The following is an 11382-nucleotide window of genomic DNA, read 5'->3' on the forward strand; positions in this document are numbered from 1 at the left end:
TAGAGTCGTTGTTCGGCTTATGGGTCCGTGCGAACTTCGATAAGCCCCCCGGCGTGGCGCGCGATGGTGGTCTCCCCGCGGCTGCCCCCGTTGCTTCAGGCCCGGTCAGTAGTACCAGTACGTCTGCTGCCAGACGCCGTAGTACGGATAGCCCGAGTACCAGTAGCCGTAATAGACGTCACGCCACTGCGTGCGCCATTTCCAGTCTTCTTCGTCTTCCTTCTTCGCCTTGCGCGCGAGATCGAGCAGCTTTTTCGATTCCTTGTCGCCGCGGCCGGCCGCGATCGACAGCCACTTCTCCGCTTCGCGCGCATCGGCGCCCATTTCCTCGAGGCCGAACAGGTAGAAACTGCCGAGCGCCTTCTGCGCGTTCAGGTCGCCGCGTTCGGCGGCCTCGCGCATCCACTTGAGCGCCTGGTAGCTGTCCTGGCGCACGCCGTCGCCGCGGAAGTAGCGCAGGCCGAGGTCGTAGGCGGCCTTCGGCTGGGTCTTCGCGGTTTGCTTGAGCGCGGCGATGCGCGGATCTTCGCGGTCGTCCGCATCGTCCCTTTTTTGATAGGAGACCTGATCTTTAGGGCGATCGGAACACCCCGTGTCGTCGCAGATCCGTACCGTGCTGCTGGTGATGGACGGATCCTGCGCGCAGGCGGCCAACAGCAACAGCAGCCCCGGTGCGAGTAAACGGCGATACATGGGTACTATCCTCAGGTTCTTATTGGCACCGCAATGCTTCGAGCTATCCACCCCGTGAGCTCGTACCCGGTTGCGTGCGGCGCACCGGATACAATTCCATCCGCCAACGCCGACACGCATCCCAAGGCTCTCTCAGGTTCTCTCTTCGAATCGTTCCGTCACTGTTTATTGCCGCCGCTTTTCGCCGCCCGCCCATGGCCGGCATCGACCTCCAAACATGACGCGACAAACAATAGTGACGTGGTGAGCAATAATAATGGAGAAAAATGGCATGTCAAGTTCCATCGCGCGTTTAAAGTTTGCGTGGTGCGTCAGCTTTGATATGCTCTTCCTCGCCAAAACCCTTGGAGACCCCCTCGAGATGTCCACCACCGAGCAGGCCAACGTCGATCTCATCACCGCCAACAAGGTGCGCGATCTCCTGAACCGGAACGGCATTCCGCCACGAAGTCACAACACGACGATCGCGAACGTGCTCGGCCTGAGCTTCTCGGTCGTCACGCGCAAGATGAAAGGCCTGATCCCGTGGAACCTGTCGCAGTTGCAGGACATCGCGACGCACTTCGGCGTGCCGCCCGCGATCCTGCTCGACGACAAGGGCATGCAGCCGGCCGCGCCCGAGATGATCGACGCGACGTTCGTGATCGAATCGAAGCGCTTGCGCTGCCGCGCCGCGATCTCGACGAAGGCCACCAGCCAGATCGAAACGGATTTCGTCGCGCTGCAGTGGCAGGGCGAATGGATCGTCACCGAGCGTGCGCACGCGCGCGAGGGGCGCACGTATCCGGTCGACGTGATCGAGCTGCGCTCGGCGCAGCCGAACGCGTATGCCGCGCGGATCGCCGTGGTCGACGATTCGCACGACGTCGCCGAAACGGTCTGTGAATATTTCATCGAGAAAGGCGTGAACGCGATCCCGTACTTCGACGGCGCGAGCTTCCGCAAGGCGCTGGAAGTCGAGGATTTCGACGGCTACATCCTCGACTGGATGCTCGGCGACCAGACGGCCGCCGAGCTCGTGCGCGGCATCCGCTCGAGCGAGAACAGCGGCGCGCCGATCTTCCTGCTGACCGGCAAGATCTCGACCGGCGAAGCGAGCGAGGACGAGATCGCGCACATCGTGTCGCACTACAACGCGCGCTGCGAGGAAAAGCCGGTGCGCCTGCCGATCCTGTTCGCGGAAGTCGCGCGCGAACTGAAGCTCACGCTGCCGGGCACGGCCGCCGCGAACTGAAGCCGGAGCGACACACCACCACACGAACCACCAGACCGAGGGAAAGACATGCGCGTTTCAACCATCTGGATCAAGACCGTGCTCGCGGCCTGCCTGCTCGGAATGGCCGCCGCGGCGTGGGCCGCGTCGTCGTTCACGTTCACCGTCGACGGCAAGATCAGCAAGAGCAATCAGCAGGGGAAAACGGCCTACGTCTTTTCCGAGCCGGCGCTGATGGCGCTGCCGCAGCATACGATCGTCACGTCGACGAGCTGGACGCCGAAGGCGACCTTCACCGGCCCGCGCCTGTCCGACGTGCTGAAGACGGTCGGCGCGCAGGGTACGCAGATCGAATTCCACTGCATCGACGAATACACGTTCACGATTCCCGTTTCCGATGCCGACAAGTACGGCGTGATCCTCGCGCGGACGATGAACGGCAAGGTGCTCGGCAACGACAACTACGGCCCGCTGTGGATCATGTATCCGCGCGATCAGTATCCCGACGAGTTGAAGACGCCGCTCGGCGAAGCCAAATTCGCGTGGCAGATCATCGGCCTGACCGTGAAGTGACATGACGCGGCGGCGCTGGAGAAACAGAAAGATCATCCTGATCCTCGGCTCGCTGTGGATCGCGGGGTTCACCGCATGGGCGTTCCTGCTGTGGGATCTCCTCGCCACCTCGGTCAACGAGGGCGTGCTCGAGGGGCCGCGCGAAGGCGTGTTCTGGACCGCCGCGCAATACCGCAACGTCTATACGCGCTTCGACCGGCAGCTGATTCTCTACGCGACGCGCGAGGACGACGATTTCGATCACGTGCAGATGCAGCTCGACAGCCTGTCGGTGTCGTTCGGGTTCCTGCAGCGGCCGTCGGAAGTGTCACGATACTGGCTGCGCATCCCGCGCGCGCGCAACGAGATCGACGCGCTCGGCGAATTCATGACGCGCCTGAAGCGCGAGGTGCCGCTGCTGCGCGACGCGCCGAAGCAGGCGCATCAGGTGATCGACGAAGTCAATGCGTACTGGCCGAAGGTCAACGGCCTCGCGAACTACTTCCGCGCGATCGAAATGGCGCAGCGCGACTTCACGTTCCATCAATTGAAGGAAAAGCAGCGCGCGATCCTGATCCTCGGCATCGTGCTCGGCGTGATCCTGTGCGCGCTGTTCCTGCTGCTGTTCTATACGATGCGTACGCGCGACGACCTGCTGGCGCGACAAAACGCGGCGCTCGATGCGGAACGCAAGGCGTCCGACCGCGCGTTCGAGATGATCGAGGCGAAGAACGCGTTCCTCGGGATGGTCAGCCACGAACTGCGCACGCCGCTGCAGGCGATCTGCGGATCGATCGAGATCCTGCTGGCACGCCCGCAGTCCGACGCGAACCTGAAGACGATCCGGCGGCTGCAGAATTCCGCACTGTCGCTGGAAGCGCTCGTCAAGGACCTCACCGACTACATCAAGCTGCGCTCGACGAAACGCGTCGCCGAACTGGATACCGTCGGCATCGCGCCGCTGCTCGCCGAAGTGCTCGAACCGCTGCGCGGGAAGATCGCGGCCAAGCGGATCGCGGTCACGCAGCTCGTCGAGCCGCCCGGCCTCGCGATCCGCTCCGATCGCAAGCTGCTGCGGCAGGTGCTGTCGAACCTGATCGAGAACTCGGTCAAGTACACGGTCGGCGGCTCGATCACGGTGGCGATCACGCTCGCGGACGCGCCGGCCGGCGAGCAGGTGCGGATCGCCGTGCGCGACACCGGCGCCGGCATCGCGAAGCAGCATCTGCCGAAGATCTTCGAGCCGTTCTATCGCGCGAACGACGCGGTCGGGCTGCACGTGGACGGGATCGGCATGGGGCTCGCGGTCGTGCGCGAAATCGTGACGACGCTGCGCGGGCATGTGGACGTGCGCAGCGTGGTCGGCGAAGGCAGCGAGTTCGTCGTCACGCTGCCGGTCGAAGCACCCGGCGTCGAATCGGCCGGCAACGCAGCAGGGGACGCGCCCGCGCTACCGCCCGCGCTTCCGCCACGCGACCGGCGCGCGCTGGTGGTCGACGACAACGACAACGCGCGCGAAACGCTCGGCGCGATGCTGTCCGCGCTCGGCATCGAGGCCGACCTGTGCGGCACCGGGCAGGAGGGCGTCGCGCGCTTCGGTACGGGGCGCTACGACCTCGTCGTGCTCGATCTCGAACTGCCGGACCTGAGCGGATTCGACGTGGCGCGGCGCATTCGCGCGGTGGCGCAACCCGACGGCGACGGCCGGCATCCGGCGATCCTCGGCGTCAGCGCGTATGAATCGGCCGCGTTGCGCGAGAACAAGCGGGTGTTCGACGCGTTCCTGCCGAAGCCCGTCCACCTGCGCGAACTCGGCGCGCTCGTCGAGAAGCTGCTCGCCTGAGCCGCACGCCGGCGCGGCATCGCGCGCTTCGCGCTTGCCCGGCCACTCGCCTGCTCGCCTGCTCGCCTGCTCGCCTGCTCGCCTACTCGCCTACTCGCCTACTCGCCTACTCGCCTGCTCGCCTACTCGCTACTCGCCGATCAGATGCAGCACGATGTCGCGCCGGTGCGCCGCGCGGCGATGCTCGAACACATAGATCCCCTGCCACGTGCCGAGCACCATGCGCCCATGCTCGACCGGAATCGACAACTGCACCTGCGTGAGCGCCGTGCGCAGATGCGCGGGCATGTCGTCGGCGCCTTCGGTATCGTGCTCGTAACGCGTGTCGTCCTCGGGCGCGAGCGTCGCGAAATAGCGTTCGATATCGCGCCGCACCGACGGATCCGCGTTCTCCTGGATCAGCAGCGACGCCGACGTATGGCGGCAGAACACGGTGAGCAGGCCGGTGCGGATCGCCTGCTGATCGACGAACGCGCGTACCTGCGGCGTGACTTCGACGAGGCCGCTGCCGCGCGTATCGACGCCGATGTGCGTGATGGCCTGTTGCATCGCCGTGACCTCAGGCCAGCGCGGCGAAGCCGTCGGCCTCGATCTGCTTCGCGTCGGTGGGGCGCACGACGCGCGCGACTTCGACCCCGTCGCGCAGGAATACCAGCGTCGGCCACAGCTTCACGCCGAACGAACGGCCGAGCGGACGGCCGGGGCCGTCCTCGATCTTCAGGTGCCGCACGGCAGGATGCGCGGCGAACGACGCCGTGATCGCGGGCTGCGCGCCTGCGCAGATCCCGCACCAGTTCGCGCCGAATTCGATGACGGTTGCGCCGCCCAGTGCGTCGACTTCCGCGCGGGTCGGCGCGTTGGCGGTGTAGCGTTGCTCGGTGTCCATCGGGCCCTCGTGTACGTTGGCGAAACGTGACCGCGCGCGCCGGCGTGAGGCAGGCGCGCGCGGCCTTCGATTTCCTACTGTAGCGGAAAAGCCCGGCCGCTGCCGGCTCGGCCCGGCGCGGTACCCGTGCCCCTTTGCGCGCCTTTCGGAATGACACGACAAGAATCGGAGCGCCGCGCCGCCGCGACAGGATCAGCATGCGGACTGACCATCATCGAAGGACTCGACCATGAACGCGCCCCATTGCGTCACCGAACCGAACATCCTCTACTTCGGCACGCCCGTCGTGCTGGTCAGCACACTCAACGAAAACGGCACGGCCAATCTCGCGCCGATCTCGTCCGCGTTCTGGCTCGGCTGGCGCGGCGTGCTCGGCATCGCCGCCAGTTCGCAGACCACGCGCAACCTGCTGCGCACCGGCGAATGCGTGCTGAACTTGCCGTCGTCGGCGCAGGCGGACGCCGTGGACCGGATCGCGCGCACGACGGGCACGTATCCGGTGCCCGACGGCAAGCGCGCGAAGGGCTACGTATTCGAACCCGACAAGTTCGGCACGGCCGGGCTCACCGAGACCGCGTCGCAGACCGTCGCGCCGCCACGCGCGCTCGAATGCCCGGTGCATCTGGAAGCGGTCGTCGCGGCCACGCACGGGATCGGCGACGACATGCCCGACCTGCGCGGCCGCATTCGTGTGTTCGAGGTGCGCATCCAGCGTGTGCACGTGCATCCCGAGCTGCTGATGGACGGTCATCCGGACCGCATCGATCCGGACAAGTGGTCGCCGCTGATCATGAGCTTCCAGAACTTCTACGGGCTCGCGCCCCGGCAGGTGCATGCGTCGCGGCTCGCCGAGATTCCCGAGCATGCGTATCGCAGCCCCGATATCGAGCGAGCGCGCGAGGCGGGCGTACTGACCGATACCGTGCGGTCATGACGCCGCACGCGCCGGCACAGCGGCATCGCTGATGAACGTGACGCGGATGACCGGCGCGGTATTCGGCCGGGCGATGCCGGGCGCGCTGTACGACGCGTGCGGCGGTGGTGCGACCGGGCTGCGAGTCGCGATGCTGACGGGCGGCACGCTACAGCTCGCGGGCGCGGCGCTCGCGTGGCGCACGGCCGGCACCGGCGCGCGAGCCGGCGCGCCGGCGCCGATCGGATAAGATACGGCCGGCCACGCATCTGGGCCCATGACCGAACCGACGGAGTGTTTTCAGTGATTCAACCGACCGCAGTATTCAAGGACAACCTCGCGCAACTGCCGGCCATCGACGGCATCGCGCGCATCGATCTCGTCGGCGCGAACGGCGACGTGGTCGCGACCATCGAGAATCAGCCCGGCAAGCAGGGCTCGCTCGCGGTGTACCACTATCTGAAGCAGGCGTTCGGCACGCTCGACGCGAAAGCGGCCGAGCACGGCCTCGCGGTGTTCGCCGAGCATACGGCCGACGCGCGCAATCGTCCGGGCGCGCATCCGAACGTCGATCGCCTGCTGGCGATCATCGCGGGCGGCGATGCGCTGCGCATCGACGTGGTCGCGAAGGGCTGAGTCGATGACGACACGCGCGTGCCGCCTGGCGGTGCGCGCAACCGTGATGGACGGGCGGAAAAACGCGATTGCCGCGCCCGTCACACTTTCCCCGGAGACAGCCCGCGTGTTCCTTTCCGTTGCCTCATCGCTCACCCGCCGTCTTGCTTCGATCGTTTCGATCGCGGTATTAGCCGGCGCCACGTTCGGCGGCGCGGCATCGGCCGAGCCGCTGCGCACGGGCTCCGATATCGCCGGCGCGTCGCTCGTGCCGCTCGGCACGCTGCCGCACTCGCCTGAAAGCGGTGCGCTCGATCCGTTCTGCACGCAATATCGCGCGAAAACGACCACGGCCGCCGGCCGCGAAGTCGCGCAGCGTGACTGGATCGTGACGTCCGAGGCACCGCTCGGGCGCTATACGGTCGTGACCTTCGCAAGCGGATTCAACGCCGGCACGAGCGCGATCTGCTTCGCGCGCAACGGCAATATCGGCGTCTTCGACGGCACGACGCTCGTCGCGCTCGGCTACACCGCGCGCAAGGCCGGCTGGCAGCTCGGCCCGGTCGATCATCTGGAAAACGGCGCGCTGCTCGTCTGGGGCGGCGACGGCCCCGGCGCGCCCGTCGGCGAGTTGCACGCGGAAAGCGGCGGCCTGCGGCTGACCCGCGTCGCCGCCGAAAGTACGCACTGCAACGGCCGCGCGGTCGTGCCGAACGTGTATGGCAAGCCGCTCGACGCGGCACGCAAGATGCTGATCGCGCATGGCTGGCAGCCGCTGCGTCCGCGCGAAAAGCCGGATGCGGCGGATGGCGCGGCAACGCTCGCGAAGCACGGCATCGTCGAAGCCGAAGCGTGCTCGGGTACCGGCGTCGGGTATTGCGCGCTGCGCTACCGGAACGCGGCCGGCGTGCTCGGCGTAACCACGGTGGGTGGCGCGCCGGACAAGCCTTCCGAGAACACCGTGATCGACTATCAGGTTGCCTGCCGCAAACAGTGAGTGGCGTGCAGGCCGCGCACGCGCGATGCGTGCCGTCTGGCCATCGGGCCATCGTCCGTTCGCTCGATTGACCGGCCTCGGGCACCCTCCTAAACTGACTTCCCTTCAACGCCGCACCGGCAAAAGGGGCCGCCATGATCGATCTCTCCACGCTCGCGCTGTTCTCCGGCGCGTGTCTCGCGCTCACCGCCACGCCCGGCCCGGACATGTTGCTGATCGCGTCCCGCAGCGTGAGCCAGGGCCGGCGCGCCGGCTTCGCGACGCTCGCGGGCATTCAGGCCGGCACCTACTGCCATGCGCTCGCCGCGGCGCTCGGCTTGTCGCAACTCTTCGTTGCAGTGCCGCTCGCGTATGACGTCGTGCGCTTCGCTGGCGCCGCGTATCTGCTGTATCTCGCGTGGAAAACCTTCCGTTCGGATGCGACCGCGCTGTCGCCCGTCGCGTCGCAACGTCGCCACTCGACCGCGACGATCTTCCGCCAAGGGCTGACGACGAACCTGCTGAACCCGAAGATGGCGCTGTTCGTGGTCGCGCTGTTCCCGCAGTTCGTGCGGCCCGAACATGGCTCGCGCCAAGGGCACCTCTGAAGGAACTGGAAATCGCGCGTCGTCGATTGAAGGAGGTTCCAGATGGCAACGTATAAGGAACTACGTGAGCGGGCATTGGCCGACCCCGCGGTGCGCACGGAATACGAACGATTGAATCGCGAGGAATTCGCGCTGCTCGACGCGATGCTGGCTGCACGGCGAGAGGCTGGCTTGTCGCAAGCCGACGTGGCGGAACGGATGGGCACGAAGGCGCCCGCCATTACGCGACTCGAGCGTGCGCTCGCAACGGGGCAGCATTCCCCGTCCGTCGATACGCTGCGCAAGTATGCGGCGGCTTGCGGCAAGAGGCTCGTGATCTCGTTCGCCTGAATCACGCACGCTCGAAACGGCCGGCTACATGACGGATTTCAATACCGGCATGGCGCGCGAGCGCCGACCCCGTCAGCGCGTCGCGCCCAGCGCCACGCGCAGCCGCTCCATCAACTGCGTGTAATGCTTCAGCACGTCGTCCTTCGGCACGACGTTCGCGGTCGCGAAACGCTCCGACCACGCCGGCTTCCACTCATACGAACCGTGCACGCTGCGGTCGCCGTCGGGCGCCTGGATCAGCGAGCGGATCCGCGCGTCGCGGCCCGGCCCCGTATGCATCTCGAACAGCGCGTGGATGAACGTGTGATATGCGTCGTACACGTCGTCGTCGAACAGGTAGCGATAGATGTGGAACGTGCGGTCGAGGTCGCGCTTCGCGCGGATCACGTCGTCCGGCGAGATGTCCTTCCAGTAGCCGATCCACGTGTAGAAGCACAGCAGCGCATTGAGCTGCGGCGCGACCGTGTCGTACAGCGCCAGCCGCTTCTCGATCAGCCGCTGGTTGGTCCACTGCACGAGTTCGAGCCGCTTCAGCCGGCGCGCGACGAGCCAGCCGAGGCACGCGACCGACAACGGCGTCAGCACGCCGAGCACGAGCTTGACGATTTCCAGTGAATTCCACGGCGTATTGAATGGCTGCATGCAGGACTCGACAGGAAAAAACGCATCCGCACCGACGCACGACCCGGCGCGCCACGCCGCGCCGCTGGGCCGACTGCATCGGCATTGACCGTTAGTTGCTTGCACATCGAACAGTGCGCGATCGCACGGCTCATCCTGTGCGACGCGACCCAGCCCATCAGTTTATCGAGCGATTGTCACCGCGCGATGACCGCGCATCGATGCGCCGCCACGCGCCCACTCCTTGCTAGGTCGGCAGCGCCGACGTGAGCTTGACCTTCTGCATCGGAATGTCGGTCTTCACGCTCAGCACGCCGGGAATGCGCGTCAGGTATTCCATCTGGAAGCGCCGGTAATCGTCGATGTCGGCCGCGACGACGCGCAGCAGGAAATCGCAGTCGCCGGCCATCAGGTGACATTCGACGACTTCCGGCATTTGCTGGACGGCCTCGGCGAAACGGTTCACCGATTCCGCGTCCTGGCCCTTCAGCCATACGCGCGTGAAGATCGTCAGCCCCTTGCCGACCTTCGCGGGATTCAGCACGGCCACGTATTTCTCGATCACGCCGGCTTCCTCGAGGAGCCGCACGCGCCGCAGGCATGGCGACGGCGACAGCCCGACCTCGTGCGCGAGTTCCACGTTCTGCATGCGGCCGTCGCGCTGCAGCGCGCTCAGGATCCGGCGGTCGATAGCGTCAAGCTTCATTTGGCATCCAATTCCAAAAAATTCTCGCATTGCGCGTTCAATGCCAAATTCTGGGAAAAATCTGGCCACAACGCAACCCGATTCGAGTCAAAAAAGCAGACAATCCCTCCCCCGAAGGAGGAGTAATGAGCAGTAGCGTTTCAACGTCGTCCGGGCTTCGCGACAGGCCCGCCCATGTCGCCGAGATGGGTCGCGGTTTGCGCGCCGCGCTGCCCGTCATGCTGGGTTTCGTGCCGTTCGCGCTGGTGCTGGGCGCGCAGGCCGCGCAGAAAGGGCTGAGCCTGTTCGAGGTGCCGATGATGACGGGCCTGAACTTCGGCGGCGGCTCCGAATTCGCGGCGATCCATCTGTGGACGTCGCCGCCGCATATCGCGCTGATCGTCGCGATGTCGTTTCTCGTGAATTCGCGCCACATCCTGATGGGCGCCGCGTTCGAGCCTTACATCCGGCGCCTGCCGCGCCGCCGCGCGTTCGTCGCGCTGTTCTTCATGTGCGACGAGAGCTGGGCGATGTCGCTCGCCGACGCGCGCGAGCGCTCGGCCACCCACATCAGCGTGCCCTATTACGCGGGCATCTGCATGGGGCTCTATCTGACGTGGATCTCGATGACGACGCTCGGCGCGGCGGTCGGCCCGACCATCGGCAACGTCGAACAGTACGGCTTCGACATGGCGTTCACGGCTGTGTTTCTGGTGCTGCTGCGCGGGATGTGGAAAGGCGTGCGCGCGAGCCGCCCGTGGTTCGTGAGCCTCGTCGTCGCGGCAGCCACCCATCTCGCGCTGCCCGGTGCGTGGTATGTCGCGGCCGGCGCCTGCGCGGGGCTGATCGCCGCGCTGCTCTGGGAGCCGCGCAATGCCTGAGCTTCCGGATTTCAGCACGGTCGCGACGATCGTGCTGATGGCGTCGACCACTTACCTGTCGCGCATTCTCGGCTATGTGCTGCTGCGCAACCGCACGCTGAGCCCGCGGATGGCTTCGGTGATGGAGAACGTGCCCGGCTGCGTGCTGATTTCGGTGATAGCGCCGGCCTTCGTGTCGACGCGCCCCGCCGACCTGCTCGCGCTCGCGATCACGCTGCTCGCGGCGACGCGCCTGTCGATCCTGCCGACCGTCATCGTCGGCGTCGTGTCGGCCGGCCTGCTGCGCTATCTGCTTGGCTGAGCGGGGCCGGCCGGCCGCGCCGGCCGGCACATTCCACGACACGACGAACGGGCGCACGATGCGCCCGTTTTCACGTGTGCGCCGGCCGGCGCTACCGGCGCGACACGACGATCCCCGCGCCGGGAGTCATATCAGTCTTGTGGCTTGCGCCCCGCGACTGCGGCGTCAACGATAGCGTCGTCGACGTATTGCTCGGCGTGGTCGCAACGTCGCGCTGCCCGGCGAATATAGTGTCGACCTCTACGCCGGCCATGCGCCGTTATCG

At 66.4% G+C, this 11382-nt stretch carries 15 protein-coding genes and 1 pseudogene; 11 read left to right on the forward strand and 5 right to left on the reverse strand.

The window, feature by feature from the left end; genetic code table 11:
* Nucleotides 1–105: 105 nt before the first annotated feature.
* Nucleotides 106–693 carry a tetratricopeptide repeat protein gene (locus tag LGN10_RS03195; RefSeq protein ID WP_059581221.1) on the reverse strand — a complete coding sequence of 196 codons (588 nt, stop codon included), beginning with the start codon at nucleotides 691–693 and terminating at the stop codon, nucleotides 106–108.
* A gap of 361 nt (nucleotides 694–1054) precedes the next feature.
* Here LGN10_RS03195 and LGN10_RS03200 point away from each other — a divergent pair, with 361 nt between their 5' ends.
* Genes LGN10_RS03200 through atsR form a run of 3 tightly spaced genes read left to right on the forward strand, consistent with a single transcriptional unit; the run spans nucleotide 1055 to nucleotide 4301 of the window.
* Nucleotides 1055–1927 (forward strand): response regulator, encoded by an 873-nt coding sequence (locus LGN10_RS03200; protein WP_226221726.1) that lies wholly within the window; start codon nucleotides 1055–1057, stop codon nucleotides 1925–1927.
* Between the two features lie 48 nt (nucleotides 1928–1975).
* On the forward strand, nucleotides 1976–2479 hold the full coding sequence (locus LGN10_RS03205; RefSeq protein WP_059576176.1) for a molybdopterin-dependent oxidoreductase: 504 nt from the start codon (nucleotides 1976–1978) through the stop codon (nucleotides 2477–2479).
* 1 nt (nucleotide 2480) lies between these two features.
* On the forward strand, nucleotides 2481–4301 hold the full coding sequence (gene atsR, locus LGN10_RS03210; RefSeq protein WP_124864058.1) for a hybrid sensor histidine kinase/response regulator AtsR: 1821 nt from the start codon (nucleotides 2481–2483) through the stop codon (nucleotides 4299–4301).
* A gap of 129 nt (nucleotides 4302–4430) precedes the next feature.
* Here the strand turns inward: atsR and LGN10_RS03215 are convergent, their stop codons facing one another.
* Both LGN10_RS03215 and LGN10_RS03220 read right to left on the reverse strand, forming a co-directional pair.
* Nucleotides 4431–4850, reverse strand: a complete 420-nt coding sequence (locus LGN10_RS03215) for a secondary thiamine-phosphate synthase enzyme YjbQ (RefSeq protein WP_059576183.1) — start codon at nucleotides 4848–4850, stop codon at nucleotides 4431–4433.
* Between the two features lie 10 nt (nucleotides 4851–4860).
* Nucleotides 4861–5187 carry a thioredoxin family protein gene (locus tag LGN10_RS03220; RefSeq protein ID WP_059576186.1) on the reverse strand — a complete coding sequence of 109 codons (327 nt, stop codon included), beginning with the start codon at nucleotides 5185–5187 and terminating at the stop codon, nucleotides 4861–4863.
* 229 nt (nucleotides 5188–5416) lie between these two features.
* On the opposite strand from LGN10_RS03220, the gene LGN10_RS03225 reads away from it, so the two are divergent.
* The 6 genes and pseudogenes from LGN10_RS03225 (at nucleotide 5417) to LGN10_RS03250 (ending at nucleotide 8629) form a co-directional block, all read left to right on the forward strand.
* Nucleotides 5417–6121 carry a flavin reductase family protein gene (locus tag LGN10_RS03225; protein WP_124659206.1) on the forward strand — a complete coding sequence of 235 codons (705 nt, stop codon included), beginning with the start codon at nucleotides 5417–5419 and terminating at the stop codon, nucleotides 6119–6121.
* 31 nt (nucleotides 6122–6152) lie between these two features.
* Nucleotides 6153–6350: a hypothetical protein gene (locus LGN10_RS03230; RefSeq protein WP_406806545.1), complete on the forward strand. Its 198-nt coding sequence runs from the start codon at nucleotides 6153–6155 to the stop codon at nucleotides 6348–6350.
* Between the two features lie 53 nt (nucleotides 6351–6403).
* Entirely contained in the window at nucleotides 6404–6736 is a 333-nt protein-coding gene (locus tag LGN10_RS03235; protein WP_124659207.1) for a DUF2322 family protein, read from the forward strand.
* Nucleotides 6737–6842: 106 nt separating this feature from the next.
* Nucleotides 6843–7712, forward strand: coding sequence for a PASTA domain-containing protein (locus tag LGN10_RS03240; RefSeq protein ID WP_226221728.1), 870 nt, complete (start codon nucleotides 6843–6845; stop codon nucleotides 7710–7712).
* A gap of 134 nt (nucleotides 7713–7846) precedes the next feature.
* Nucleotides 7847–8281: pseudogene (locus LGN10_RS03245) on the forward strand (LysE family translocator); the annotation flags it as partial.
* A gap of 60 nt (nucleotides 8282–8341) precedes the next feature.
* On the forward strand, nucleotides 8342–8629 hold the full coding sequence (locus tag LGN10_RS03250) for a helix-turn-helix domain-containing protein (RefSeq protein WP_226221730.1): 288 nt from the start codon (nucleotides 8342–8344) through the stop codon (nucleotides 8627–8629).
* Between the two features lie 72 nt (nucleotides 8630–8701).
* On the opposite strand, the gene LGN10_RS03255 is transcribed toward LGN10_RS03250, so the two are convergent.
* On the reverse strand, nucleotides 8702–9271 hold the full coding sequence (locus LGN10_RS03255) for a hypothetical protein (protein ID WP_059576210.1): 570 nt from the start codon (nucleotides 9269–9271) through the stop codon (nucleotides 8702–8704).
* A 226-nt stretch (nucleotides 9272–9497) separates the two neighbouring features.
* Nucleotides 9498–9956: an Lrp/AsnC family transcriptional regulator gene (locus tag LGN10_RS03260; RefSeq protein ID WP_006486309.1), complete on the reverse strand. Its 459-nt coding sequence runs from the start codon at nucleotides 9954–9956 to the stop codon at nucleotides 9498–9500.
* A 125-nt stretch (nucleotides 9957–10081) separates the two neighbouring features.
* Here LGN10_RS03260 and LGN10_RS03265 point away from each other — a divergent pair, with 125 nt between their 5' ends.
* Nucleotides 10082–10816 (forward strand): AzlC family ABC transporter permease, encoded by a 735-nt coding sequence (locus tag LGN10_RS03265; protein WP_226221732.1) that lies wholly within the window; start codon nucleotides 10082–10084, stop codon nucleotides 10814–10816.
* Entirely contained in the window at nucleotides 10809–11117 is a 309-nt protein-coding gene (locus LGN10_RS03270; protein WP_059237885.1) for an AzlD family protein, read from the forward strand. Before LGN10_RS03265 ends, LGN10_RS03270 begins: the two co-directional genes overlap by 8 nt.
* Nucleotides 11118–11382 lie beyond the last annotated feature (265 nt).

Origin of the sequence: Burkholderia sp. AU32262, from assembly GCF_020419985.1 — a bacterium.
Lineage (GTDB): Bacteria > Pseudomonadota > Gammaproteobacteria > Burkholderiales > Burkholderiaceae > Burkholderia > Burkholderia semiarida.

What these genes read in the sequence shown, in the direction of transcription:
- LGN10_RS03195 (WP_059581221.1), bottom strand. Translation starts at nt 693, where the DNA reads ATGTATCGCCGTTTACTCGCACCGGGGCTGCTGTTGCTGTTGGCCGCC.
- LGN10_RS03200 (WP_226221726.1), top strand. Translation starts at nt 1,055, where the DNA reads ATGTCCACCACCGAGCAGGCCAACGTCGATCTCATCACCGCCAACAAG.
- LGN10_RS03205 (WP_059576176.1), top strand. Translation starts at nt 1,976, where the DNA reads ATGCGCGTTTCAACCATCTGGATCAAGACCGTGCTCGCGGCCTGCCTG.
- atsR (WP_124864058.1), top strand. Translation starts at nt 2,481, where the DNA reads ATGACGCGGCGGCGCTGGAGAAACAGAAAGATCATCCTGATCCTCGGC.
- LGN10_RS03215 (WP_059576183.1), bottom strand. Translation starts at nt 4,850, where the DNA reads ATGCAACAGGCCATCACGCACATCGGCGTCGATACGCGCGGCAGCGGC.
- LGN10_RS03220 (WP_059576186.1), bottom strand. Translation starts at nt 5,187, where the DNA reads ATGGACACCGAGCAACGCTACACCGCCAACGCGCCGACCCGCGCGGAA.
- LGN10_RS03225 (WP_124659206.1), top strand. Translation starts at nt 5,417, where the DNA reads ATGAACGCGCCCCATTGCGTCACCGAACCGAACATCCTCTACTTCGGC.
- LGN10_RS03230 (WP_406806545.1), top strand. Translation starts at nt 6,153, where the DNA reads ATGAACGTGACGCGGATGACCGGCGCGGTATTCGGCCGGGCGATGCCG.
- LGN10_RS03250 (WP_226221730.1), top strand. Translation starts at nt 8,342, where the DNA reads ATGGCAACGTATAAGGAACTACGTGAGCGGGCATTGGCCGACCCCGCG.
- LGN10_RS03255 (WP_059576210.1), bottom strand. Translation starts at nt 9,271, where the DNA reads ATGCAGCCATTCAATACGCCGTGGAATTCACTGGAAATCGTCAAGCTC.
- LGN10_RS03260 (WP_006486309.1), bottom strand. Translation starts at nt 9,956, where the DNA reads ATGAAGCTTGACGCTATCGACCGCCGGATCCTGAGCGCGCTGCAGCGC.
- LGN10_RS03265 (WP_226221732.1), top strand. Translation starts at nt 10,082, where the DNA reads ATGAGCAGTAGCGTTTCAACGTCGTCCGGGCTTCGCGACAGGCCCGCC.
- LGN10_RS03270 (WP_059237885.1), top strand. Translation starts at nt 10,809, where the DNA reads ATGCCTGAGCTTCCGGATTTCAGCACGGTCGCGACGATCGTGCTGATG.